30 protein-coding genes and 1 pseudogene are annotated in these 25,266 nt (G+C 36.8%); 26 read left to right on the forward strand and 5 right to left on the reverse strand.

Annotated elements, in window-relative coordinates; genetic code table 11:
* Positions 1-141 precede the first annotated feature (141 nt).
* A complete protein-coding gene (locus ACQKMD_RS11595; protein WP_427752209.1) occupies positions 142-2,715 on the forward strand; it encodes a vitamin B12-dependent ribonucleotide reductase in 2,574 nt (857 codons plus the stop codon).
* A 565-nt stretch (positions 2,716-3,280) separates the two neighbouring features.
* On the opposite strand, the pseudogene ACQKMD_RS11600 reads toward ACQKMD_RS11595, so the two are convergent.
* The 3 genes and pseudogenes from ACQKMD_RS11600 to ACQKMD_RS11610 all read right to left on the reverse strand — a co-directional run.
* Positions 3,281-3,481, reverse strand: a pseudogene (locus tag ACQKMD_RS11600) (IS110 family transposase); the annotation flags it as partial.
* Between the two features lie 94 nt (positions 3,482-3,575).
* Positions 3,576-3,767, reverse strand: a complete 192-nt coding sequence (locus ACQKMD_RS11605) for a cupredoxin domain-containing protein (RefSeq protein WP_427752293.1) — start codon at positions 3,765-3,767, stop codon at positions 3,576-3,578.
* Positions 3,673-4,179 (reverse strand): hypothetical protein, encoded by a 507-nt coding sequence (locus ACQKMD_RS11610; protein WP_427752211.1) that lies wholly within the window; start codon positions 4,177-4,179, stop codon positions 3,673-3,675. Before ACQKMD_RS11610 ends, ACQKMD_RS11605 begins: the two co-directional genes overlap by 95 nt.
* A 144-nt stretch (positions 4,180-4,323) precedes the next feature.
* Between ACQKMD_RS11610 and ACQKMD_RS11615 the strand changes: the two genes are divergently transcribed.
* The 3 genes from ACQKMD_RS11615 (at position 4,324) to ACQKMD_RS11625 (ending at position 6,495) form a co-directional block, all read left to right on the forward strand.
* Entirely contained in the window at positions 4,324-4,692 is a 369-nt protein-coding gene (locus tag ACQKMD_RS11615; protein ID WP_427752212.1) for a DUF2750 domain-containing protein, read from the forward strand.
* A 144-nt stretch (positions 4,693-4,836) separates the two neighbouring features.
* Positions 4,837-5,127, forward strand: a complete 291-nt coding sequence (locus ACQKMD_RS11620) for an ABC transporter (RefSeq protein ID WP_427752213.1) — start codon at positions 4,837-4,839, stop codon at positions 5,125-5,127.
* A gap of 1,017 nt (positions 5,128-6,144) precedes the next feature.
* Positions 6,145-6,495: a hypothetical protein gene (locus ACQKMD_RS11625; protein WP_427752215.1), complete on the forward strand. Its 351-nt coding sequence runs from the start codon at positions 6,145-6,147 to the stop codon at positions 6,493-6,495.
* 23 nt (positions 6,496-6,518) lie between these two features.
* On the opposite strand, the gene ACQKMD_RS11630 is transcribed toward ACQKMD_RS11625, so the two are convergent.
* On the reverse strand, positions 6,519-6,914 hold the full coding sequence (locus ACQKMD_RS11630) for a DUF3139 domain-containing protein (protein ID WP_427752216.1): 396 nt from the start codon (positions 6,912-6,914) through the stop codon (positions 6,519-6,521).
* 110 nt (positions 6,915-7,024) lie between these two features.
* Positions 7,025-7,903 (reverse strand): DUF1385 domain-containing protein, encoded by an 879-nt coding sequence (locus ACQKMD_RS11635; protein WP_427752295.1) that lies wholly within the window; start codon positions 7,901-7,903, stop codon positions 7,025-7,027.
* A gap of 181 nt (positions 7,904-8,084) precedes the next feature.
* Here ACQKMD_RS11635 and ACQKMD_RS11640 point away from each other — a divergent pair, with 181 nt between their 5' ends.
* From ACQKMD_RS11640 to recN, 22 genes are all read left to right on the forward strand, one after another.
* On the forward strand, positions 8,085-8,534 hold the full coding sequence (locus tag ACQKMD_RS11640; RefSeq protein ID WP_427752217.1) for a hypothetical protein: 450 nt from the start codon (positions 8,085-8,087) through the stop codon (positions 8,532-8,534).
* 28 nt (positions 8,535-8,562) lie between these two features.
* A complete protein-coding gene (aroQ, locus tag ACQKMD_RS11645; protein WP_427752218.1) occupies positions 8,563-8,991 on the forward strand; it encodes a type II 3-dehydroquinate dehydratase in 429 nt (142 codons plus the stop codon).
* 18 nt (positions 8,992-9,009) lie between these two features.
* Entirely contained in the window at positions 9,010-10,071 is a 1,062-nt protein-coding gene (locus tag ACQKMD_RS11650) for a M24 family metallopeptidase (protein ID WP_427752219.1), read from the forward strand.
* A 21-nt stretch (positions 10,072-10,092) separates the two neighbouring features.
* Positions 10,093-10,650: an elongation factor P gene (gene efp / locus ACQKMD_RS11655; RefSeq protein ID WP_427752221.1), complete on the forward strand. Its 558-nt coding sequence runs from the start codon at positions 10,093-10,095 to the stop codon at positions 10,648-10,650.
* Positions 10,651-10,752: 102 nt separating this feature from the next.
* On the forward strand, positions 10,753-10,995 hold the full coding sequence (locus ACQKMD_RS11660; RefSeq protein ID WP_427752296.1) for a SpoIIIAC/SpoIIIAD family protein: 243 nt from the start codon (positions 10,753-10,755) through the stop codon (positions 10,993-10,995).
* A gap of 4 nt (positions 10,996-10,999) precedes the next feature.
* Positions 11,000-11,374 carry a hypothetical protein gene (locus ACQKMD_RS11665; protein WP_427752222.1) on the forward strand — a complete coding sequence of 125 codons (375 nt, stop codon included), beginning with the start codon at positions 11,000-11,002 and terminating at the stop codon, positions 11,372-11,374.
* An 88-nt stretch (positions 11,375-11,462) separates the two neighbouring features.
* Positions 11,463-12,371, forward strand: coding sequence for a stage III sporulation protein AE (locus ACQKMD_RS11670; RefSeq protein ID WP_427752223.1), 909 nt, complete (start codon positions 11,463-11,465; stop codon positions 12,369-12,371).
* Between the two features lie 10 nt (positions 12,372-12,381).
* The gene (locus tag ACQKMD_RS11675; RefSeq protein WP_427752225.1) at positions 12,382-12,531 is read left to right on the forward strand and encodes a hypothetical protein; all 150 of its coding nucleotides are present in this window, start codon (positions 12,382-12,384) and stop codon (positions 12,529-12,531) included.
* A gap of 91 nt (positions 12,532-12,622) precedes the next feature.
* Entirely contained in the window at positions 12,623-13,060 is a 438-nt protein-coding gene (locus ACQKMD_RS11680; protein WP_427752227.1) for a hypothetical protein, read from the forward strand.
* On the forward strand, positions 13,057-13,605 hold the full coding sequence (locus ACQKMD_RS11685) for a SpoIIIAH-like family protein (RefSeq protein ID WP_427752230.1): 549 nt from the start codon (positions 13,057-13,059) through the stop codon (positions 13,603-13,605). The genes ACQKMD_RS11680 and ACQKMD_RS11685 overlap by 4 nt, the downstream gene beginning before the upstream one ends.
* A gap of 119 nt (positions 13,606-13,724) precedes the next feature.
* The gene (gene accB, locus ACQKMD_RS11690; protein WP_427752232.1) at positions 13,725-14,213 is read left to right on the forward strand and encodes an acetyl-CoA carboxylase biotin carboxyl carrier protein; all 489 of its coding nucleotides are present in this window, start codon (positions 13,725-13,727) and stop codon (positions 14,211-14,213) included.
* 15 nt (positions 14,214-14,228) lie between these two features.
* The gene (gene accC, locus ACQKMD_RS11695) at positions 14,229-15,584 is read left to right on the forward strand and encodes an acetyl-CoA carboxylase biotin carboxylase subunit (RefSeq protein ID WP_427752233.1); all 1,356 of its coding nucleotides are present in this window, start codon (positions 14,229-14,231) and stop codon (positions 15,582-15,584) included.
* Between the two features lie 16 nt (positions 15,585-15,600).
* Positions 15,601-16,008: an Asp23/Gls24 family envelope stress response protein gene (locus tag ACQKMD_RS11700; protein WP_427752234.1), complete on the forward strand. Its 408-nt coding sequence runs from the start codon at positions 15,601-15,603 to the stop codon at positions 16,006-16,008.
* Positions 16,009-16,226: 218 nt separating this feature from the next.
* Complete coding sequence (nusB, locus tag ACQKMD_RS11705) at positions 16,227-16,604, forward strand: transcription antitermination factor NusB (protein ID WP_427752236.1); 378 nt, start codon at positions 16,227-16,229, stop codon at positions 16,602-16,604.
* Positions 16,605-16,639: 35 nt separating this feature from the next.
* Complete coding sequence (gene folD, locus ACQKMD_RS11710) at positions 16,640-17,500, forward strand: bifunctional methylenetetrahydrofolate dehydrogenase/methenyltetrahydrofolate cyclohydrolase FolD (RefSeq protein WP_427752238.1); 861 nt, start codon at positions 16,640-16,642, stop codon at positions 17,498-17,500.
* A gap of 109 nt (positions 17,501-17,609) precedes the next feature.
* Positions 17,610-18,968, forward strand: a complete 1,359-nt coding sequence (xseA, locus tag ACQKMD_RS11715; protein WP_427752240.1) for an exodeoxyribonuclease VII large subunit — start codon at positions 17,610-17,612, stop codon at positions 18,966-18,968.
* Positions 18,968-19,210, forward strand: a complete 243-nt coding sequence (locus ACQKMD_RS11720; protein WP_427752242.1) for an exodeoxyribonuclease VII small subunit — start codon at positions 18,968-18,970, stop codon at positions 19,208-19,210. Before xseA ends, ACQKMD_RS11720 begins: the two co-directional genes overlap by 1 nt.
* Positions 19,207-20,091 carry a polyprenyl synthetase family protein gene (locus ACQKMD_RS11725; protein WP_427752243.1) on the forward strand — a complete coding sequence of 295 codons (885 nt, stop codon included), beginning with the start codon at positions 19,207-19,209 and terminating at the stop codon, positions 20,089-20,091. Before ACQKMD_RS11720 ends, ACQKMD_RS11725 begins: the two co-directional genes overlap by 4 nt.
* A gap of 91 nt (positions 20,092-20,182) precedes the next feature.
* Positions 20,183-22,090 carry a 1-deoxy-D-xylulose-5-phosphate synthase gene (gene dxs, locus ACQKMD_RS11730; protein WP_427752245.1) on the forward strand — a complete coding sequence of 636 codons (1,908 nt, stop codon included), beginning with the start codon at positions 20,183-20,185 and terminating at the stop codon, positions 22,088-22,090.
* A complete protein-coding gene (locus tag ACQKMD_RS11735; protein ID WP_427752247.1) occupies positions 22,090-22,911 on the forward strand; it encodes a TlyA family RNA methyltransferase in 822 nt (273 codons plus the stop codon). Before dxs ends, ACQKMD_RS11735 begins: the two co-directional genes overlap by 1 nt.
* Before the next feature lie 101 nt (positions 22,912-23,012).
* Positions 23,013-23,462: a transcriptional regulator AhrC/ArgR gene (gene ahrC, locus ACQKMD_RS11740; protein ID WP_427752249.1), complete on the forward strand. Its 450-nt coding sequence runs from the start codon at positions 23,013-23,015 to the stop codon at positions 23,460-23,462.
* Positions 23,463-23,478: 16 nt separating this feature from the next.
* Positions 23,479-25,179 (forward strand): DNA repair protein RecN, encoded by a 1,701-nt coding sequence (recN, locus tag ACQKMD_RS11745; RefSeq protein WP_427752250.1) that lies wholly within the window; start codon positions 23,479-23,481, stop codon positions 25,177-25,179.
* Positions 25,180-25,266: the final 87 nt, after the last annotated feature.

The following is a 25,266-nucleotide window of genomic DNA, read 5'->3' on the forward strand; positions in this document are numbered from 1 at the left end:
TGAAAAATCGCTTCCAATGTTGTTAAATCAACATTTTGCTCAGAATCACCCTATTTGCTTTTCTTATCAATATATAGTATCGTAATGTCTTGAATAAACACCATATGTAGTGTTTAATGCGCGATTTAAATAGGGAGGCGAATGATAATGGTACTTGCTTCACAGCATCATAATCAGACGATTAATGTACAACAACTAAACAATGATATTCAACAATTTCCACAAGTTCATGCCATCACAGAGGACATGCATATAACACATAAAGGTGTGTCTCGCTTAGTCATGATCGACCGTTATTCTTTTAAAGATACAGAAAAGAAAACGCTAAAAGCAGGAGATTTTGTTGTTTTAACGGTCAAAGCTGACCCTAAATTCCCAGCACGTGGTCTTGGTTATATCGTTTCAGTTAACTCAGAAAAGAAAACAGCAGAAGTGCTGATTGAAGCAGATTATAGAAGTGCTATTGATGATGATGCTGAACAACAAACAGGTATTGTCACACGTTCTTTAGACGTTATAGAAAAGCCTCTTGAAGTCTATTATGAGCAAATTGCAAAACGTAATGCAACTGGCCTAGCAGCCGTTGAAAAAACAGCAGAGAAACGCCAAGAATGGTATGAGAAATTTTACGAGCAATTAGTGAAGTTAAACTTTATTCCAGCGGGACGTGTTATTTACGGAGCAGGCGCAGGAACAGATGTTACTTACTTTAACTGTTACGTAATGCCATTTGTAGCAGATTCTCGTGAAGGCATTAGTGATCACCGTAAACAAGTAATGGAAATTATGAGTCGCGGTGGTGGTGTAGGAACAAATGGTTCTACATTACGTCCGCGAAATACGCTAGCTCGTGGTGTTAATGGTAAATCATCAGGATCAGTGTCATGGTTAGATGATATTGCAAAGCTAACTCATCTTGTTGAACAAGGTGGATCACGTCGTGGTGCACAAATGATTATGTTAGCTGATTGGCATCCGGACATTATTGAATTTATCATTTCAAAAATGCAAAATCCTCGTATTTTACGTTTTTTAATCGAAAATACAACGGATGAAACAATCCAACGTCTAGCACAAGAAAAACTGAAATTTAAACCCTTAACACAACAAGAAGAAGCGATGTATCAAGGTATCACTAACTATAAAACAATCCCAGGTGTCGGTGGTTTTAATGAAGCGATTATTCGCGACGCTGAAACGAAATTACGCGACGGTGGAACATACAGCGTGCATAACTCTGAATTCCTAACTGGTGCAAATATTTCTGTTACAATCACAAATGAATTCATGGAAGCTGTAGAAGCTGACGCTGAATTTGATTTACGATTCCCAGCGGTTGAATCATATAATGCAGAAGAAATGAAAGTTTATAACGATACATGGCATGAAGTCGGTGATGTTCGTGAATGGGCAGAAATGGGACATGCTGTACGCACATACCGCAAAGTGAAAGCTCGTGAACTTTGGAACTTGATTAATATCTGTGCTACTTACTCAGCAGAACCAGGTATTTTCTTCATCGACAATGCAAACGACATGACAAATGCAAAAGCATACGGTCAAAAAGTTGTAGCTACTAATCCGTGTGGTGAACAACCACTTGCACCATATTCGGTTTGTAACTTAGCAGCTGTAAACTTAGCGCAATTCGCTCAAAAAGACACGAAAACAGTGGACTTTGAAGCGTTGAAGGAAACAGTTCGTGTCGGAGTACGTATGCAAGATAACGTAATCGATGCTACACCTTATTTCCTTGAAGATAACCAAGTGCAAGCATTAGGTGAACGCCGTGTTGGACTTGGTGTCATGGGAATGGCCGATTTACTAATCTACTGTGAAAAAGAATACGGCTCTGAAGAAGGTAACATCCTTGTCGATGAAATCTTCAAAACGATTGCGACAACTGCATACGAAGCTTCTACTGAACTAGCAAAAGAACGTGGCAGTTTCCCATTCTTAACAGGTGAAACAGAAGCTGAAACATTAGCTCTTCGCAAATGCTTTACAGAAACAGGCTTCATGCAAAAAATGCCTGAGCATATCCGTGAGGCAGTACTTGAGGGTGGTATTCGTAACTCGCACTTACTAACTGTAGCTCCTACAGGCTCAACAGGAACAATGGTTGGTGTTTCTACTGGATTAGAGCCATACTTCTCATTTACTTACTACCGCAGTGGTCGTCTTGGTAAATTCATTGAAGTAAAAGCTGATATTGTACAAGAATATTTAGCTGCTAACCCAGGTGCAGATGAAGCAAATCTTCCTGAATGGTTTGTTACTGCTATGGAGTTAGCTCCAGAAGCACATGCAGATGTACAATGTATTATCCAACGCTGGATTGATAGCTCAATCTCTAAAACAGTAAACGCACCACGCGGTTACACTGTAGAGCAAGTACAGAAAGTGTACGAACGCTTATACAATGGTGGCGCAAAAGGCGGTACAGTTTATGTAGATGGTAGCCGTGATTCACAAGTATTAACTCTAAAAGCAGAAGAAAACGTTATGGACGAGGACAATCTACAAGAAGAACAAGTAGCTGATAAACGTCCAGTTGTTTTAATCGACACTATTCAAGACTTACGTTCAACAAACGTAACAATTGGCTCTGAAGTCGGTAACACATGCCCAGTATGTCGCAAAGGAACAGTCGAAGAACTAGGTGGCTGTAACACATGCACAAATTGCGGTGCACAACTTAAATGTGGCCTTTAAGTTCTAAGGATGACGTTTCTATGTCGTCTTTTAATAAAGATTGATAATTAATGATATAGTTTGATTAATATCATCTCACCTCTATAGATTTCTAGAGGTGAGATGATTTTTTTGTTGGATATTTATGTTAATATCACTATAAAGATTGTGAAGAAATGTACTTTAACTACCATGAAAATTAATTTCTTCAAGAAAAGAAAAATGACAATACTTAAGAAGACCCTTGCCTAATCGTTAAAAAAAGAGGAGAGCGGACATTAATAAGACTATTGTTTTCGGTAGACTATTAGTATTGACTCCACTAACCATTTTCATTCTCTGTGGTGCAGGACTATTTTGTGCTGCATGGATGGCTAACGGGACAGTTTACTTGAAGAAGAAGGTTCAACTCAAAAAAAATTGGCACTACTTTTGTTGAACTTACTAAATTAACGGGGTGGTTAGTAGAAGACCGTTGAGCTGTTCAGACAGCTCTTTCTTACCTCCAGTCAAGGACTTTTGAAAGAATTTTATAGATGATTTTAGTTTTTCGTAAGGTCAAATATGAAATAGTTAACGAAATCAATTACGAACAGGTTGATGCTGTTTTGTAGTCATAGGTTATTTCGTGTGTAATAAGGTGAAATGCCACTTTCAAGAACTTATTCATACACGCTACGGACGCAACTTTATGAGGTTTCCTCTGAGGTTGCGTTTTTAATTTGTCGTAATACTCCACAAAATGGTTCATTGTCTTTTGGCGAAGTGTAATCATCGTTTGAATCATAAAACAGAATCTTTCGTTGTTGAACTTTTTAAGGTTAAGATACTAGAACAAAGCACGGTCTTTTCACGGCTGTGCTTTGTTTCGGCTGTATCCATTACTCAACTATTATCTTTCCAGAGTACATATTCATTCCACAATGAAACGTATATAAACCTGGTTTTTCTGGTGTGAATTCCACCAGGTTATCACCTTTATCGAGATTTTTTTCTAATTGGAAATCTTCTATAATTAGGAATGATAAGCATCCACCTGTAAAATTCTTTTGAAAATGGAGTTTGACAGGGATTCCAGCTTTTACTTTTACATTCTCGGGTGTGTATCCAAATGGTTCTACCTACCATTATGACAGCTTCTTGATAGTCTTCTTTTTGCTCTGCTTGTACTTCATTTATTTTTTTAGAAGAATCGTCTGAAACCTGAGCAGTATCCCCAAAAAGATCTCTGAAGTAATGAGAAATGGGTTTAAAGAATACAACAGATACAACTAGTAATAGGGTTATCATACACAAAAAAGTTTTATTCCAATTATTTTTTTGGGAAGTTAACGTTTTTATATCAGTTCCTTTAACTTCTTGTCTAATTAATTTCAATATAAGAGCCATGACAATGATGAAAATTACATACGCAAATATCAACATTGCGATAGGATCTTGAGAAAAAACCCTTACCCCTAACATTGCACCCATCATACCACCCATGACAATAGTCCATCTAATGAAGCTAATAAACTAAATGGGCGCCCAATAATATATCCAATAATCATACCAAAACGAAATATCTATAGTAACTCTATGTTTTATTTGATATATTTTTTAGAATGACATCGTAAGGGAATGACCTAATTGAAACTAATTAAACGATTTATTTTAAACCGCCCCGCTGAAAAGCGACTTGCATATTTTTATGGTATGGTTGCAACGGATGAACAGGTGTGGTTACTACGCGACGAAAATGGCGACTTATTACTAATAGAAGACGAAGACGACTATCCATTATTACTACCTGTTTGGCCAAGCCGAAGCTTTGCTGAAATGATGGGTGCCAATTTAGAAGAGTCATACGAAGCGTTCAACATATCACTTTCGATTTTTCTAGACTATTTACTTGTTGATGTTGAAAATGATGGTGGTACCGCATCGATTTTCCCAAACGAAAACGATACAATCATTCAAACACGTGATGAAATAAAAGAAATGATTCTCAATTTATAACAAGCAGGATACTGCCTCAAATAGACCAGTAACGAGTTGTGATTGTGTAATAAAAGCAGTCGTTTATTTCGTTAACGGGGCAGCATAGTTGAAGAATAAATGATAATATTTGTATAGCAAATTGAACATTGGGACGTGATTAAAATGGATAAAAGGTTATTGGAGATATATGTGGAATGGGAAGATAAATTAGACAAGGATGAGTGGTATTTTAGTAATTCTTTTGAATCAATTACAAAGGAAATGTCTTCTGACGAAGCATTTAACTATATTCCGATTGTCGTTGAGGTCTTAATGAAGTTAGATGATGACTTTTTGATATGGGAAACCTTTTATTTTTTAATTAAACTGTATGGTATTGCTGATACCACTCAAATACATCCATTTCTTGATGAAAATTGGTCTATTCTAACAAATCATAATCAAGAAATTTAAAGACTCCTATGCTACTCCATTTGCGGAGTTCAAAAGGAATTTAAGGATTAAATAATAACTTTATTCTTATTGTGCTAACGGAGCAGGTTAACAGGTAAGATGAATATGGTCTTTGCATTATCTATTAACTATAGAGATTGATGGTCAAAATAGAAGTAATACAATTTAATATTAGCTTCGATGAACCGTACTATTAGTAAGTGCGGTTAGCAAAAATAACCACCTAGAACGTTGATCTTCCAATGGTTTAGGTGGTTATTTAAGTATCAGTAAAGAATTATCCAAATTCTACGATTTCGACTGTTATAAAATGAGGAAGCATAGAAATGATTCTAAACCAACACTACTTGTAGGTTTGAAATAAAGTCGTACCGTTTATAAAAAAGATGTACCGTTTTAAATAAAGTTATCCCGTTTTATCCCTTTTTAACGGGGGCTATAGTGCAACAAAGGGTTTCAAAAATAATTTTTTTATAAAAAATTTAATCTACCAAATTAAATAAGAGCATGTTTTGATCAAACTTTATTACAAACCTACATGTTGTGTACCTATACATAAAAATAAAAACAGCCCATAAATGCCTAAAAATACTTTTATTTTTTCTACGATCCCGGTGGTAATCAAAACAAAAATACCCCATCCTATAACAAACAAAAGCAAAAAAGCTTTTGGTGTATAAGATGGGGGCTTATAAGCATCTACAAATATAACTTCCCTTGTCATTATTGAAAATGGGTACCCATGCAAACCGGCCCAACTTCTTATCAATATTTACATGAAAAATACCGTTTAGATGTAGCAATTGGAGACAGGGAACTCGATTTAATTCCGGCGAAGAAAATCGGTCTCAAAACTTTTATTTTTGAAGGTAATTGTAAAGCAGACGACTTTCAAATAAATGATTATCATGATTTTATTAACATAATAAAAATAAACAATTAAACATTTTTGCTTATAATTTCTCTAAAATGCAAATATTCATGATAAAATGAAGAGAATTTGTTAGGAGTGATTATGTGGGTAATAAAATTGCGGGTATTTTTTTCCCGGCGTTTGCGATGTTAGGTGTTATCGCAATGACTTTGACAGGAGCTTTTGGAAGTGATGAGGCAAACAAAGCCTATTTCCTTCTTAGTCTAGTCATTATTTTTCCTTTAACTTTTCTAGTGCAGGGAATATCATGTGCTTTAAATAATATTAATCCTTGGATTGCATTGGCAGTTTCTTATATTGCTTTTATCATTATCCTATTCACGGTATTAAACAGCTCTGCATGGGGATATGGCTTATACTTTCTTGTGTTTTGGGCCATTGGTTATTTTGGAACAAAAGGCATTAAAAAGCTACGCGCTAATAAAAACAAATAAATCTGTGCAAATTCTGCGCAGATTTACTTCTTATAGGCATTTGCGCAAATTTCTTCACTATGTTTTCCCTTTTTAAAGGATCGAACAACTACTGGATTCTCTTTGCAAAATTGAATGATTGTTTTATCTTCTTTATGTAGTCCGTAATAATAAGTAATTTGAGGTTCATCTTTGAATTCCAATTGATATAACCCTTGATAATAATCTTTGTGAATTAATTGTTTGGGTTCTAAGTAACCAGAGTTATCCGGAATTAACATATCTCTCGTGATCTCATTTCTATCCATATGTTTATTCATATGATATTGTACTAGAAGATTCGTATAAGGATTGCCTTTTATAATAACTAATAAATATAGAAAGGATAGACTACTAATAAATATAACCACAGCAAAAATAAGAAAGAGTCTTTTCTTCAATCTAAAGAACCTCCTTTATTAAAATGTACCAAAAAAATACATTTATGTAAATGTGTTTTCGAACAAAAATAGAAACGCAGAAGAACTCTTGAGCTCTTCTGCGTTTTTTGTTAATTTACTGTTATATTCTTAGGGTCTTTCTCGATTTCTAATAATTTATTAAATGAAGCGATAGCGACTTCTACTTGATCGTCTTTCGGTTCTTTTGTTGTAAGTAGCTGTAGCCATAATCCAGGATAACCTAAATAGCGTAGTACTGGTACATTACGACAAGCATTTGTCCACTGTAGAACTTCAAAAGCCACTCCGAGTACAACTGGAATTAATAAAATACGATCTACAATTCTTAGCCAAAACGGATCTGTTGGTACTAGGAAGTAGATGAACATACCTACGATAACTGTAAATAACATAAAACTACTACCACAACGGTAGTGTAAACGAGACTGCGCTTGTACATTTTCTACTGTTAAAGGTAGGCCGTTTTCATAACAGTTTATGACCTTATGTTCAGAGCCGTGATATTGGAAAACACGTTTAATAAGTGGAGTCAGAGATACAAAATAAATATAGCCAAGTAGCAATACTAATTTAAAACCACTCTCTAACAAAATTTGTGCTACTTTTCCTGGAAACCAAGTATGAAGAAGTTGTGCCAAAAATACAGGGATTAATGTGAAAATAAATTTACCGAAAAGGAAGGATAGTACGCCGATTGCAGCTACACCTAATATCATTTGTAGCTTCGAACCTTCTTCAGTCGGTTCTTCTACTTCTTCGCCTGGATTTACATCATAACGATCACCGGCAAATTGCAAGTGCTTGGAGCCATTAGCAGCAGATTCAATAATGGCAACTATTCCCCGAATAAATGGAATCTTCTTTAGCCTTTGAAGTGCTGGCTTTTTCTCTTTTTTGACATAGAAATATTCAATTGAGTCATCATTACGGCGGATTGCGGAAACAGTATGTTCTTTACCGCCCATCATAACGCCCTCAATCAGTGCTTGCCCCCCGTAAATCGGAGTCTTAGGTTGATCCTTCACTTGCTACACCGCTCTCTTTTTGTTTATTCAACTGTTCCTATTGTACTAAAAATTATAAAAAAGCTCTAGGAAAAGAATAGCTTTTGAAAATGAGGCAATGCTTGTGAAAAAGGAGTGTTGTGTTTTGAAAATTCATGTCTTGTTTTGGACATCAGTTTTAAGTGCAATATCATTCACGTTTTGTCTGCGATTTCTAAAACTATTTTCAATAATTCATTGGAGTCCAATCGGTTGGTCTAAGCGATGGCACTTATTTAGTGGGCATACGCCATTATTTAAATGGACTACATTAGCAATCATGTTGTTTGTTTTAGCAATAATAATTTTTTATTTAAGCCAACTATGTATAGCTATTCGAGCGGATATTGCGGCGATTGGACTGAGTATCATTATGCTTTTTGGGTTACAGTGGTGGATGTTCGGTACGGTAGAGTTAAAAAAAGTATCGATTCCAATCTTCGTAATAATTGCTATGCACTTACGTTTTATAGTAGAAACTGCTATGTATCATAAAAAAGCAAAAAGTTTAGACTCCCGAAGTAAAATGCCGTATAATACTGATGTGGTAGAATAAATTTATCTCATTGGGAAGGAGGAGAGATATGAAGTACTTATGTTTAAATGGACCTAATTTAAATCGATTAGGCAAGAGAGAACCAGGTATATATGGTTCGGAAACTCTTCAAGATATCGAAAATGACCTTCAAAAGCTAGCGGGCGAGTTTGGTGCCACAATTGAGTTAAAGCAGTCGAATCATGAAGGCCAGTTGATAGACTGGATTCATGACGCTGAAGACACTGAAACTGCAGGCATTGTCTTTAATCCAGGTGCATACACACATACAAGCGTGGCGATACGTGATGCCATTGCCGCTGTAAATGTACCTGTCATAGAGGTGCATATCTCGAATATACATAAACGTGAAGAATTCCGTCACCACTCATATCTAGCGCCAGAGTGTGTGGGACAAATTTCGGGATTGGGGACTAAGGGGTATCAACTTGCATTACGTATGTTTTTAGAAAAATAACGGGGGGATTTGATTATTATGGAGAAACTAAAAAAAATAAGAGTAGCATTACAAGAACAGGGGCTTGATGCAATACTTATTACAAATGACTATAATCGCCGTTACATGACAGATTTTACAGGAACTTCTGGAGTAGCAATTGTTTCTCAAAATGATGCAGTATTTATTACAGATTTCCGATACACTGAACAAGCTGCAAAACAAGTGCAACATTATCGAATTGTACAACACCAAGCTACAATCATTGAAGAAATTGCTAATCAAGTACAAGAGATGGGAATCAAAACATTAGCATTTGAGAAAGAAGACGTTAGTTATAGCACTTTTGAAGTATATTCGAAACATCTAAAAACCGATTTAGTAGGTGTATCAGGTTTAGTAGAAAAAATCCGCTTGATTAAGACTGAACAAGAGATTAATATTATAAAGGTCGCTTGTGAAATAGCGGATGCGGCATTCGAGCACATACTAACATTTATTAAAGCAGGCAAAACAGAATTAGAAGTATCAAATGAACTGGAATTCTTTATGCGAAAACAAGGAGCGACTTCATCTTCTTTTGATATAATTGTTGCATCAGGTGTACGCTCGGCATTGCCACATGGCGTTGCAACTGATAAAATAATAGAAAATGGTGATTTTGTCACTTTAGATTTTGGTGCGCTCTATAATGGCTATATCTCTGATACAACACGTACAGTTGCAGTTGGAGAGCCTTCAGATCAATTGAAGGGAATTTACAACATTGTATTAAATGCTGAGTTACTTGGATTAGCCCAATTTAAACCAGGTATGACAGGTATTGAAGCTGATGCAGTGACACGTGATTATATTAAAGCACATGGATATGGTGAGGCATTTGGCCACTCAACAGGTCATGGAATTGGTTTAGAAGTACATGAAGGTCCTGGATTATCATTCCGTTCATCTACTGTATTAGAACCAGGTATGGTTGTGACATGTGAACCTGGTATTTATCTACCAGGAATCGGTGGTGTCCGTATTGAGGACGATACATTAATCACAGAGACAGGTAATGAAAAACTAACTCATTCCACAAAAGAACTAATCATTTTATAAAGTAATATTGGAGGAACATTCATGATTTCAGTAAACGATTTTCGTACAGGCCTAACAATCGTAGTAGACGGTGGACTTTTCCGTGTACTTGATTTCCAACACGTAAAACCTGGTAAAGGTGCAGCTTTTGTACGATCAAAACTTCGTAATCTACGTAACGGTTCAGTAATGGAAAAAACTTTCCGTGCAGGTGAAAAAGTAGAAAAAGCTCAAATTGACAACAACAAAATGCAATATTTATATGCTTCAGGTGATAATCATGTGTTCATGAACACTGAAACTTATGACCAAATTGAAATAACTGAAAACCAAATTAAAGATGAATTAAAATTCTTACTAGAGAACATGGAAGTTTCAATCATGTCTTACGAAGGAGAAATCCTTGGTGTAGATCTTCCGAATACAGTTGTTCTAGAAGTAATTGAAACTGAACCAGGTATTAAAGGTGATACTGCTTCAGGTGGTTCTAAACCAGCAACAGTTCAAACTGGATTAGTTGTACAAGTACCATTCTTCGTTAACGTTGGTGACAAATTAGTTATTAACACTGATGAAGGTTCATATGTATCTCGTGGCTAATTTAGCCTTTCTTTATAAGAGACTCTTATAGCTTATGCTATAAGGGTCTTTTTTTGTTTATTCGGATGTTTATATGAATAAAAATCATATCTCTCCTTGACCTTGCATAGATTAAGTTATACAAGAGGAGGGGCAGCTACGGAACTTCAGGACATTCTTCGCATAGCCGGAATTGGACTTGTGATTGCGCTTTTACATATCTTTTTTGAACAAACCGGCAAAAAGGAGTTTTCTTTTTTTCTTTATTTTCTAGCCTATATGTATATCGCAGCGGAATTACTTCATTTTTTACGTTTGTTCTTTGATGAAATTCTTACCTTCTTCCAATGGTTAACGGCTACCTAAGCTTATGACGATATTATTTTACGCTGTGATTATGCTAATTCTTTTAATGTTCATTCAAATGGCAATTCCTGCACTGCATCGTGTCTTATATACGGTGTTTTTTTTCTTATTAATGAGCTTTTTATTAATGCGTTTATTCATCCCGTTTCTTCAAAGGTTATTGCATGCATTTCCAATTGAGATTCCATTTTTATCGCTCATTCTAGGCAGTGCATTTATATATTTCGTTTCAACGGCCGTGTCACAACATTTAACGGACCAGGATTATGAAGCACTTGCCTTGTTATCACATACAGCGGTAAAACTGATTATTTTATCTCTTTGGTTAAAAGAGATAATTGAATTATTTTCAATTTGGCAACGTTTAATAGAGCCTTAGCAGATGAAGATTGTCATTTTTATGGACAAACTCAATTTAATAGATGAAGATATTTTGGATAAACGTCAATAAAGATAGGAGGGTAAGATTGGATTGGTTACAGGAGATTTTGGTCGCTCCCTTCAAGGACACATTATTCGCACTCATTTCATTGCTTTTTTACGCAATACTTTTTTTGATATTAAATTTTATAATGCCACAATTTAAAGAGTGGACAAGGGTGTTCTTTTTTATCGCTATACTTACTACTACATTAAAGCCTGTTTATCAATCCTTTACCATGATGCAGGCATTATCTGAGAATATGATTGCATTCTTTAGTGCCCTTTATCCAATATTAATGTCTGCAATGGCCATTTCAGCTGGTGCTATGTCATTAATGGCGTGGCATCCTATGCTATTATTACTCATTCAATTTGCAGTGTTTTTGACGGGGCGGTGGTTAATCCCTCTGTTAACGGCATCCTTGATTTTTGATTTTCTATCGCGTTTTATGCCCGAGATATCTTTTGCAAGAATGGCTGATTTTATACGAGTACTTGTATTAAGTGTCGTTTCAGCTACGGTCATGTGTTATTCGATGTTTTTAGTAATGAATAGTGTAGTTTCAGTATCTTTTACCGGAGCTGCACTCGGACCTTTAAAGAAGATGATCCAGCAAAATATTCCGTTTATAGGTTCTTTCATAACTGAGAGTTTAAGCACTTTTAGAAAATATTCATCTACTACTGCAACGGTAACGAGTACAGGCTTAATGATAGGTATATTTACTGCTGCTATCATTCCAACATTAAAAATTTTAATGACAGGACTAAGTTTTCGGTTCCTGTCCGCATTAATGGAGCCTTTTTCGGATAAAGATATTGCAAGTTTTTTAGATGATATAGGTAAAACACTATTTGTTTTGTGTGCAGTATCTTTTATTATCGCATTTGCTTTCTTTTTCACTGCAATTTTAGCAGTTATACTTCTGAAACTACAAATACAAGAAGGATAGGATTGGGGTTGTGGAAGCATTTTTACTTGGTTTAGTCGTCATTATATTCGTTGGTAAAATTGTAAGTTTGCTACTAGAAGACCCGGAAGAGTGGGTTATTCTATTGAAAATGATCGTTGCAATATGGGTTTTACAGTTTGTTTTTAATTTTTGGCGTTAGTATCTCATAGATTAGGATTGTGCTTCATATAATGATGTAGATAACAGGAAAGATGTGAAGAGGGGGATGACTAGCTCGGGCGGTGCAGAATATGAAAAAAACGTCAATTTACTATGTAGGAATATTGATGGCAATTGTCATCATTATCGTGGGTATGTTTTCATATAATAATGCAAATCCTATGAAAACATCGTCTAAAGGAGAAAATGTATCAACTAATGAAGCGGAACAGCTAGCGACCATTTTATCTAGGATTGACAAAGTTGGAAAAGTTGAGCTCTATTTTTATGCAGGTGGACAAACGGAACAAAATGTAAAAAAAGATTCTACATCCTTAGAGAATTATTTCAGCTGGTCTAATACAGCTGGACAAGAAAGTGGTCAAATAACTGGAGTATTAGTTGTTGCGGAAGGAGCGAGTGACAGCGCGGTAAAGAATGAATTAGTAATTACGCTGACAAAAGTGCTGGAAATACCAGCACACCGAATTGTTGTAATGCCTATGGAAAAGAGAGGGGAAATAAAATGAGAGTAAAAAAGAGAGCAGTTTGGTTTTTAACATTATTGAGTTTAGCAGCTGTAATTTCAGTGTACTACCTAATGAATCCAGCACAACCATTTAATGGACTGAAAATATTCTCAGATAGAACGTTAACTAATACCGCAGTTGATGATATTGCTAAACTAACAGGTAATGATAAAACACCTGTCACAGCACGGAGTGACTTATTTGAAGAAATGCGTATGGAGTTACTAAATGAACGTAGTCAATTGAAAAAAACACTAACGCTAAAAGCAGCTTCTGAAAAGTATACGGCTGAAGAAAAGAATGAAGCGTTTAATGATATTGATGTTATTGTAAAGAAGGAATCCAATGAAGCGATGTTAGAAATGCTCATTAAAACTTTAGGCTATTCAGATGCATTTGTAAAAGCTGAAGATGATCGAATTCGTGTTACAGTACAGTCTGCTGAATTATCAAAATCTAAAGCTGATGAAATTGTTTACACTGTGAAAAAAGAGATACCTACAGCTGGTGAAATAGTAGTTGATTTTAAATCTGAGTCTTTTTAACGAAAAAAGAGTGATCTTATCTTGAATAACTCCTATTTTCAATTATCTATTTAAAAAAACCCCAAAACAAGATAGAATATGTAGTGTATTATATTTCACGAAATTAAGGGGAGTAATGTATGTTGAAAATTCAGGAAATTCGAGAGATTATTAAACTAGTAGATTCATCTTCAATTGACGAGTTCGTTTATGAGGTAGCAGATACAAAAGTTAAACTTAAAAAAAATGGCGGTGTGGCAGTTGTAACTGAAGCGCCAGTAGTAAAAGTAGCTCCAGTAGCAACGCCAACACCAGTCGTGGCTCCAACAGCACCAGTAGCAGAGCCAACTGTAGTTGCTGAAACAGCGCCAGTAGCTGTTGATGCATCATTATACAAAATCACTTCACCAATGGTAGGAACTTTCTATCAAGCTCCAAATCCTGAATCACCAGCTTTCGTAAAAGTTGGAGATAAAGTTGGCGAAGAAGCAGTAGTATGTATCGTTGAAGCAATGAAACTATTTAATGAAATCGAAGCAGAAGTGAATGGCGAAATCGTTGAAATTCTTGTTAAAGACGGCGATCTAGTTGAATACGGTCAACCTCTGTTCCTAGTAAAAGAGAACTAAGGGAGGCCTATCCAAATGAAAAAAGTATTAATTGCAAACCGTGGAGAAATCGCGGTACGTATTATTCGCGCTTGTAAAGAATTAGATATTCAGTCTGTAGCAGTATATTCAGAAGCGGATCGTGATGCACTTCACGTTCAATTAGCTGACGAAGCATATTGCATCGGACCAAAACTTTCAAGTGACAGTTACTTGAAAATTAGCAGTATTTTAAGTGTTGCTCAAAAAACTGGCTGTGATGGGATTCACCCAGGATATGGCTTCTTAGCAGAGAATGCTAGTTTTGCAGAGGCTTGTGAAGATGCAGGCATTACTTTTATTGGACCAACTTCTGACGCCATCAAGATGATGGGGATTAAAGATATAGCAAAAGATTCAATGATTAAAGCGGGTGTACCAACAGTTCCCGGTTCAGCTGGTATCGTTGCAGATGCAACTGAAGCAGCGGAAGTTGCAAAAGGTATTGGATACCCAGTTATCATTAAAGCAACTGCCGGTGGTGGTGGTAAAGGGATCCGTGTAGCACGCACTGAAGAAGAATTGATTAAAGGTGTTCAAATCACTCAAAAAGAAGCGGCTGCAGCATTCGGTAACCCAGGCGTATACTTAGAAAAATTCATCGAGGATTTCCGTCACTGTGAAATCCAAATTTTAGCGGACAACTATGGCAATACAATTCATCTAGGTGAACGTGATTGTACAGTTCAACGTCGTATGCAAAAACTTGTTGAAGAAGCTCCGTCTCCGGCACTTTCTGAAGAACGTCGTGCTGAGATGGGTGAAGCTGCAGTTAAAGCTGCACTAGCTTGTGGATACCGCGGTGCTGGTACGGTAGAATTCATTTTTGATTATCATGAAGACAAGTTCTACTTCATGGAAATGAATACACGTATTCAAGTAGAGCATCCAGTAACTGAAATGATTACAGGTATTGACCTAGTTCAACAACAGCTTAAAATTGCTTCAGGCGAGAAATTGGTGTATAAACAAGAAGATGTGAAAGTGAATGGTTGGGCGATGGAATGTCGTATCAATGCAGAAAATCCGTCTAAAAACTTTATGCCTTCACCGGGTAAAGTAGAGGATTATATAGCACCAGGTGGTTACGGAGTCCGTATCGACTCTGCTATGTATCCAGGATATAGTATTCCTCCGTTCTACGATTCAATGGTTGCAAAATTGATTGTACATGCAGATACACGTGAAGAAGCAATTGCTAAGATGAAACGCGCATTAGGTGAGTTCATTGTTGAAGGACCAGGCATTCAAACAACAATTCCTTTCCACGCTAAATTAATGGATCATGAGGTATTCAAAAAAGGTGATTTCAATACGAAATTCCTTGAGGAAAATGACGTCATGAATTCATAAGAAAGGGGCGAATTCTATGGCTGAAAAAGTCATACAATCATTACCGCAAAGTACTCCTGCTGGTAAAGAGGAGTTAGGTAAGATTGAATTAGCGCCTGAAGTTATTGAAGTTATTGCAGGAATTGCTACTACAGAAGTAGAGGGCGTTTCTGGTACAAGAGGAAACTTTGCTACAGGCGTAGTAGAAAAATTCGGTAAAAAGGTTCATGGGAAAGGTATTAAAACCGAATGGACTGAGACGGGCTTAATCGTAGATGTTTATTGCTTTGTGCAATATGGTGCATCTGTTGCGAAAGTTGCGCATCAAGTTCAGACCCAGATCCGTGAAGCTATCTTTAATATGACATCTCTTTCAACACAAGAGGTAAATGTACATATTACCGGCATTCAATTTGATCAAGTGAACGATGCAAAAACTGAATAATGTCAAAAAGCACCACTTCTTAGGAAGTGGTGCTTTTTCTGACTATTCAAAAGTTAATGGAATCAATGAATTGAATCGAAAAATGTGATAAGATAATGCTACATGCATATTTAATGAAACACTTCACATTTCGGGTTTATTTTGAACATATTGGCCTGTTTACATAGGTAATATGTCAGAATATCCCCAATGTAGTAGTATAAAGGAGAACTATATAAATGAAGCGACGAGAAGCGCGTGAAAAAGCGATACAAGTACTTTTTCAACTAGAAAATACAGAGTTAACAGTTACAGAGGCAATTGAACATATCGTAGGTGAAGAGAGTTCGCCATTCTTCGATCAAATAATACAAGGTACTGTTCTACACATGGAAGAAATCGATAAATCTTTAGTTGAAAAGTTAGAAAATTGGTCATTACCTCGCTTAGCGAAAATTGAACGCACAATTTTACGCTTAGCGGTTTATGAAATTTTATATACACCAGAAACACCTAAGAATGTCGTTTTAAACGAAGCTATTGAGTTAAGTAAAACATATGGCGATGAGAAATCTAGCCGCTTCGTAAACGGCGTATTATCAAAATACGCAAAATAATAAATTCTAAGTTAAATTTGGGAGTGTTATTAATAATGTCAGGTAAGCTAATTAATGGTAAAGAAATTGGAGATACAATTCGACAATCTATTCAACAAGAAGTGAATGATTTACAAGAACAAGGTATTACACCAGGTCTAGCGGTTATATTAGTAGGGGACAATCCAGCTTCTAAAACATACGTTTCAAACAAACAGAAATCATGTGAACAAATGGGTATTCACTCAGTACTTATCGAGTTATCAGCAGATATTTCAGAAGAAACATTATTAAGCGAAATTGACAGACTAAATGCTGATTCAGCAATTGACGGCATTCTAGTACAATTACCACTTCCAAAACACATTGATGAACAAAACGTCATCGCAGCTATTTCTCCTGAGAAGGATGTAGATGGCTTCCATCCAGAAAGCGTAGGGAAAATGATGCTTGGTCAACCAACGTATTTACCTTGTACGCCGTATGGTGTGATGAAGTTATTAGAATATGCGAATATAGACGTTGCAGGTAAACACGCTGTCATCGTTGGACGAAGCCATATTGTTGGTGTTCCAATGGGACAACTATTACTACAAAAAGACGCAACAGTGACTTATTGTCACTCTAAAACTCCTAATCTAGCTGCAATGACTACACAAGCTGATATTTTAGTAGTTGCCACAGGCCGTGCGAAAATGATTGGTGCTGAGCATGTAAAAGAAGGCGCTGTTGTTATTGATGTAGGTATTAACCGCGACGAAAATAATAAACTTTGCGGCGATGTTGATTTTGACTCAGTTATTGATAAAGTTTCAGCAATCACACCAGTACCTAAAGGTGTTGGCCCAATGACGATAACAATGTTGTTATTTAATACATTGCAATCGGCGAAAAAGAAGTTTATTCAAGACAAATGAGCTCAAAACAGGTAATATAGTAACGCAGAAGCTGTTTTTCTGATGAAAGACGGCTTTTTTTATGAAATCAAATTTTTGATAAAACGTTCGGATAAGGAGTTTGAGGCTGTTGACAAGTACACCTTATTTATCTGTCCAAGCACTAACAAAGTATATTAAAAAGAAATTCGATGCTGATCCTCATTTACGTGATGTTTTTGTAAAAGGAGAGCTATCAAATGTTAAAAAACATACAGGATCTGGCCATATCTATTTCACATTGAAAGATGAAAAAACACAAATTGCAGCAGTGATGTTTGCGAAGAGTGCCAATCGTCTGAAATTTGAACCTGAAAATGGCATGAAGGTTTTTATTCGTGGAGATGTAAATGTCTATGAAGGTAGTGGACGTTATCAGTTGTATGCAGTATCAATGGAACCAGACGGTGTAGGTAGTTTACATATCGCCTTTGAACAACTACAAGCAAAACTCTTAAAAGAAGGATTGTTTGATGAAAGTCATAAAAAAGCGATACCAACATTCCCACGCAAAATTGGTGTCATTACAGCGCCAACTGGAGCAGCCATACGAGATATTTGTACAACGATTACGCAACATTACGCTCTAGCAGATGTTGTGATTTTCCCTGCACTCGTGCAAGGAGAACAAGCAGCACCTAGTATTGTAAAAGCAATAAAGCAAGCAAACCTTATGGACGAAATCGATGTTTTAATTGTCGGACGTGGTGGAGGTTCAATTGAGGATCTTTGGGCGTTTAATGAAGAGATTGTTGCTAGGGCCATTTTTGAAAGTGACATACCTGTCATTAGTGGTGTAGGGCATGAAACAGATACTACTATTGCGGACCACGTATCAGACTGGCGGGCAGCGACGCCTACAGCCGCTGCAAAAAAGGCTGTACCGAATAGCGAAGACTTAATGAAGCATTTATCGACACGGAGGTCACAACTATTTCAACTGACACAATCGCGAATTCGACATGAAAGAAGTCAATTAGAGCGGTTACAGAAATCTTATCCGATCGCATATCCAGACCGTCTATTTCGTCCGTTTGTAGAGAAGTTAAGTCGTACAGATGAGCAGTTACAAGCACAAATGACGAACTATATCAAAGGTAAGAAGGCAATTTTGCAACAATTAGCAAATCGTGTACAAATGAATACGCCACTACAAGAAGTGAGATATAAACAGCAACATGTAGCAAGGTTGAGCACGCAGCTTGATAAAAGTGTTGTGCAGTCAATCAATAAGCAACAAGATGCATTCAGGTCCATCATTCGTACTTTAGAAGCTTTAAATCCTTTAACAATCATGAACCGTGGATATAGCATCGTTTATCAAGACGGAAAAGTAGTAAAATCAGTACAGCAAATAGAAGAAAAACAAAATTTGACCATTCATTTTCCAGATGGTCAGGCGAATGCTGAAATTACGTCCATAACAATGAAAGTGAGGGGAGAAGAATAATGGCTGAAAAGAAACAATCTTTTGCAAAGTCAATTGAACAACTAGAAGAAATCGTTCACCAACTTGAACAAGGTGAAGTACCTTTAGAAGATGCAATCGATTTATATAAAAAAGGGATGAAATTATCCCAGTTTTGCCACGATCAATTACAAAATGCAGAGCAGCAACTGATCTCGATTATGGATGACAATGGCAACGAAAAGCCTTTTAAACCAACAGGGGAAGAGGGACAAAGTAAATGACAGAGCTTTTAAAAGAATTTATGGCAACCAATATACCAACAGTTGAAAAACGTATGCAAGAACTGGTTAAGAATATTGAAGCGCCAGCAGTGTTAAAAGAATCCATGCTGTATTCATTAAATGCAGGTGGTAAAAGAGTAAGACCACTTTTTGTACTTGCTGTTATGGACCATTTCAATGTTCGCAATGATGATGGATTTACAGTAGGTGCTGTCATTGAAATGATTCATACGTATTCACTGATTCATGATGATCTACCGAGCATGGACAATGATGATTACCGCAGAGGCAAATTAACAAACCATAAAGTATATGGAGATGCATTTGCAACACTAGCTGGAGATGCTCTTAATACACTATCATTTGGTATACTTGCTCGTATGCAACAAATTCCAGCGGTATCACGTTTACTGTTAATAGATAAATTAAGTGAAGCAGCTGGAGCTGAAGGTATGGTCGGAGGACAAATCCTAGATATCGAAGGCGAAACAAAACAATTAACATTGTCAGAACTAGAAAAAGTTCATGTCAATAAAACAGGAGCTCTTCTTCGTTTTAGTATCGAGTCAGGTGCCATTATAGCAAATGCCACAAAAGAAGAACGTGCAATCTTAGTGGAATATGCTCATCATATCGGTCTTGCTTTCCAAATTCAAGACGATATTTTAGACATTGAAGGTACAACAGAACAGCTAGGGAAAACAGCTGGTAAAGACGTTGCAAGTGATAAAAGCACTTACCCCGCACTCCTTACATTATCAGGCGCCAAAGAAAAGTTGCATGAGCATTACAACCTTGCGATAAAAGCGCTTGAAAAACTGCCTTCGGAAAGCAGTCTACTAAAAGACTTAGCTGATTATATTGTTCATCGTAACAAGTAATGGCTGTTTTAGTTTGTACAATTGTTTAACACTGTTATAATAGGTGAAACATTGTGCGATGAATATTTTAATGAAAAGGTGTGTGATGGCGATGGATTTAAACAAAATATCTAGTCCATCCTTTTTGAAAGACTTAAATACGAAACAACTTCAAGATTTAAGTGAAGATGTTCGAAAGTTTTTAATCCAAAAATTATCTGTAACAGGTGGTCATATTGGTCCGAATCTTGGCGTAGTTGAGTTAACTATTGCTTTGCATCGTGCGTTCAATAGTCCACAAGATAAATTTATTTGGGATGTAGGACATCAAGCATATGTCCACAAAATTTTGACAGGTCGTGCCAATCAATTCGATACGCTACGTCAGTATAAAGGGTTATGTGGCTTCCCAAAACGCAATGAAAGCGAACATGATGTTTGGGAAACCGGACATAGTTCAACATCTCTTTCAGCAGCGATGGGTATGGCAGCAGCTCGAGATATAAAAGGCGATAAAAACTTTGTTGTCCCTATTATTGGTGACGGTGCTTTAACAGGCGGTATGGCTTTAGAAGCTCTAAATCATATTGGCCATGAGAAAACAAATATGATTGTTATTTTAAATGATAATGAAATGTCAATCGCACCAAATGTAGGTGCACTGCATAATGTTTTGGGACGTTTACGTACTGCGAATAATTACAACAAAGCCAAAGATGAATTAGAACAGCTATTGAAAAAAATCCCTGCAGTTGGTGGTAAATTAGCTGCTACAGCAGAACGGGTTAAAGATAGCTTAAAATATTTACTCGTGTCGGGTGTGTTTTTCGAAGAACTAGGTTTCACTTACCTTGGTCCAATTGATGGTCATAACTTTGAAACTTTAGAAGAAACATTACAAAACGCAAAAAGAATGCAAGGCCCTGTAATAATCCATGTTATTACAAAAAAAGGGAAAGGTTACTTGCCAGCTGAAAACGATACAGTTGGAACTTGGCATGGAACTGGCCCTTATAAAATGGAAACAGGCGATCTTGTAAAGCCAAAAACAACTGCTCCAGGTTGGTCTAGTTTAGTTGCAGAAACTGTTCGAAAATTGGCTCGCGTCGATGAACGAATCGTAGCAATTACACCTGCAATGCCTGTTGGTTCTAAATTAGAAGGCTTTGCTAGTGAATTCCCAAATCGTATGTTTGATGTTGGTATCGCAGAGCAACATGCCGCAACAATGGCAGCTGGTATGGCAGCAGATGGAACGAAGCCATTTTTAGCAATCTACTCGACATTCCTACAACGAGCTTATGACCAAGTATTACATGATATTTGTCGTCAAAATTTGAATGTGTTTATTGGAATTGATCGTGCTGGATTAGTAGGTGCAGATGGCGAAACTCATCAAGGCGTCTTTGACATTGCCTTTTTACGCCATATGCCAAACATGGTCATTATGATGCCAAAAGACGAAAATGAAGGCCAGCATATGGTGCAAACAGCTATTGACTATAATGAGGGTCCTATCGCTCTGCGTTACCCACGTGGTAATGGCTTAGGAGTACCAATGGACACTGAGCTTACAGCTTTACCAATTGGTAGTTGGGAAGTACTTCGTGAAGGTAAGGATGCAACGATATTAACGTTCGGTACGACCATTCCAATGGCACAAGAAGCCGCTGATGTTTTAGCTGAACAAGGTATACAAGTTGAAATCGTCAATGCACGTTTTATCAAACCAATGGATGAAGTAATGTTACATTGCATAATGCAAAGTAAAAAACCAATCTTAACGATTGAAGAGGGCGTATTGCAAGGCGGCTTCGGTAGTGCAGTATTAGAATTTGCGAATGACAATCATTATTCAACCACACAAATTGATCGTATCGGTATTCCTGATATGTTCATTGAACATGGTAGTGTCGATATGTTACTTCAAGAGATTAATTTAACTGCTGAAGAAACCGTACTACGCATTCAACAATTAGTTAATGAAGACAATAAAGAGCAAGCAGGTTTAAATGCATAATGACAACAAAAATACAAAAAGAGCGTGTCGATATTCTTCTTGTTGAAAGAGGACTATGTGAAACACGTGAAAAAGCAAAACGTACCATCATGGCAGGGCAAGTGTATTCAAATGAAGTGCGCCTAGATAAACCTGGTGAGAAAATACCGGTCGATTCTGAGCTCACTATTAAAGGCTCACAGTTACGCTATGTAAGTCGTGGAGGCTTAAAACTAGAAAAAGCATTAGATATTTTTGATGTTGCTGTACAAGATAAATTAATGTTAGATATCGGTTCATCTACTGGTGGATTTACTGACTGTGCCCTACAAAATGGTGCGAAGCATTGCTACGCACTTGATGTAGGCTACAATCAACTGGCGTGGAAAATCCGTCAAGATGGGCGAGTAACTGTAATGGAACGTACAAATTTCCGTTATGTCACAGCACCTGACTTGGAAGAAGGTTTACCTGAATTTGCAACAATTGATGTATCCTTCATCTCTCTAAAACTGATCTTACCTGTGTTGAAATCGTTGTTAGTACCTGGTGGAGATGTTATTGCACTAGTGAAACCACAGTTTGAAGCTGGGAAAGACAAAGTTGGAAAAAAAGGTGTCGTCCGTGAACCGAAAATACATTTAGAAGTATTAGAATCTATTGCAACATTCGCTGAATCAGTTGGATTTGTGGTAAAAGATGCTTCCTATTCTCCGATTACAGGTGGAGAAGGGAATATTGAGTTTCTATTCCATCTGTACAACCCACACCAAGGAGAAGAGCTGCAATCATTTACAGACTTCAATACCTTGGTGAGTGAGGCACATCAACAACTTAAATGACGCGGCCCATTCTTTTGGGCCGTGTTTTTTTCTTGTGATTTTACATAATCGATGTTACGGTTATAAAAAGAAGAGCATAATTATTCATAGAGGTGAAAAAATTGAATAAAAGCCAACGTCATATTCGAATCCGCGACATGATCGCTAATAATGATATTGAAACACAGGATGATTTGGTGGATTTACTAAAAGAAGCAGGTTATCATGTAACGCAAGCGACAATTTCTAGAGATATTAAAGAATTACATTTAATCAAAGTACCTCTTCAAGATGGTCGTTATAAATACAGCTTACCAGCAGATCAACGCTTCAATCCAATTCAAAAGCTACACCGTGCGTTAGCAGATGCGTTTGTAAGCATTGATGGTGCGAGTCACTTCCTAGTGATGAAGACATTACCAGGAAATGCACATGCAATAGGATCATTACTGGACCATTTAGATTGGACAGAAATATTAGGAACTATTTGTGGGGATGACACAATCATGATTTTATGTCGTGAGGAATCCCAACGCGAATCAATAAAAAATCGCTTACTTGAAATGTTGTAATCTGAGGTGAGTTGTCTTGTTACGAGAGCTATCGATTAAAAACTTTGCAATTATTGAAGACTTAACAGTGGGTTTTGTTGAAGGGTTAACAGTTTTAACTGGTGAAACAGGTGCCGGAAAATCAATTATTATTGATGCAGTTCAGCTATTAGCTGGTGGTCGTGGTTCTCAGGAATTTATCCGACATGGTGCTAAAAAAGCCGAGCTTGAAGGGCTCTTTGCGATATCCTCTGAAAACCACTCTGCTTATCAAAAATGTGCAGAAGCTGGGATTGAAATTGAAGAAGGAATGGTTATTTTACGTCGAGATTTAAATGACAATGGGAAAAGTGTTTGTCGTGTTAATGGAAAACTCGTTCCTCTTTCATTATTGCGTGAAATAGGCGCAACATTAATCGATGTTCATGGTCAGCATGAAAGCCAAGAATTAATGGATGATAAGAGACATATTTCTTTATTGGATCAGTTTGCGGGTCCAGACATTGATTCATTGAAAGATCGTTATAGTGAAGAATACTCAGCTTATCGTGAACTGAAAAAGGAACTTGCTGCAATATCTCTCGGTGAACAGCAAGTAGCTCAAAAAATCGATCTTTTTTCATTTCAGATTAAAGAAATTGACGCTTGCCAATTTACAGCAGGAGAAGAAGAGGAATTAGCAGAAGAACGTCGTCGATTGATGAACTTCAATAAGATCTATGAACGGTCCAATACAGCGCATGAAGCCATTCTGGGTGAATCTAGAGGACTGGACTGGATTGGACAAGCTATGACCGATTTAGAAGAAGTTGCTACATTAGATGAAGGCTTTAGAGAGCATTCTGACAATGTATCAGCTGCCTTTTATTCTTTACAAGAAGCAGCATTTCAAATTAAAAACATACTAGATGACCTTGAGTTTAATCCGGAGCGTTTGAACGAAGTAGAGCAACGTTTAGCCTTAATCCAATCGATGAAGCGTAAATACGGTGCTACACTTGAGGACATTCTAACTTATCGTGAAAAAATTGGAGAAGAACTGGAATCTCTAATCAATCGCGATGAAAATATGCAAAAAAACGAACAACAATTAAATGAATTGAAAGAAAATTTACTGCAAACAGCAGAGAAATTAACAGCTGTTCGTAAAAAAGCCGGTCGTAAACTTAGTGATGCCATTATGCAACAGCTACGTGCGTTATATATGGAAAAAGCAGACTTTAGTGTGCATTTTGAACCTCTAGCTGCAGATCAGTTTGATCATAATGGGTTAGATCGTATTGTATTTTATATTGCAACTAATGTTGGTGAACCACCAAAACCATTAACGAAAATTGCTTCAGGCGGGGAATTATCCCGTATGATGCTAGCATTAAAAACCATCTTCTCTTCAACCAATGGTATTACATCAATAATTTTCGATGAAGTAGATACAGGTGTCAGTGGACGTGTTGCTCAGGCAATTGCTGAAAAAATTTCAGCTATTTCGATGCATTCTCAAGTGCTCTGTATTTCGCACTTACCACAAGTTGCAGCGATGGCTGATCACCATTATTATATTAAAAAACATGAAGAAGCTTATCGAACAGTGACATCACTTACTGAAATTTTTGATAATGCGCGAATCGATGAAATAAGCCGTATGATGTCTGGCGCAGAAGTGACAGAGTTAACATTCCAACATGCAAAAGAATTGGTGGAAATAGCTAATTGTCGCAAAGAAGCAATGACCATTTAATTAGGAAACTGTCTGTCCCAACCAATTGGGCGGGCAGTTTTTTACATATGTATTGTTTTTAAAAAAATTTCGATGTAAAACCTTCCA

This window comes from Viridibacillus sp. NPDC096237 (assembly GCF_050278625.1).
GTDB lineage: Bacteria > Bacillota > Bacilli > Bacillales_A > Planococcaceae > Viridibacillus.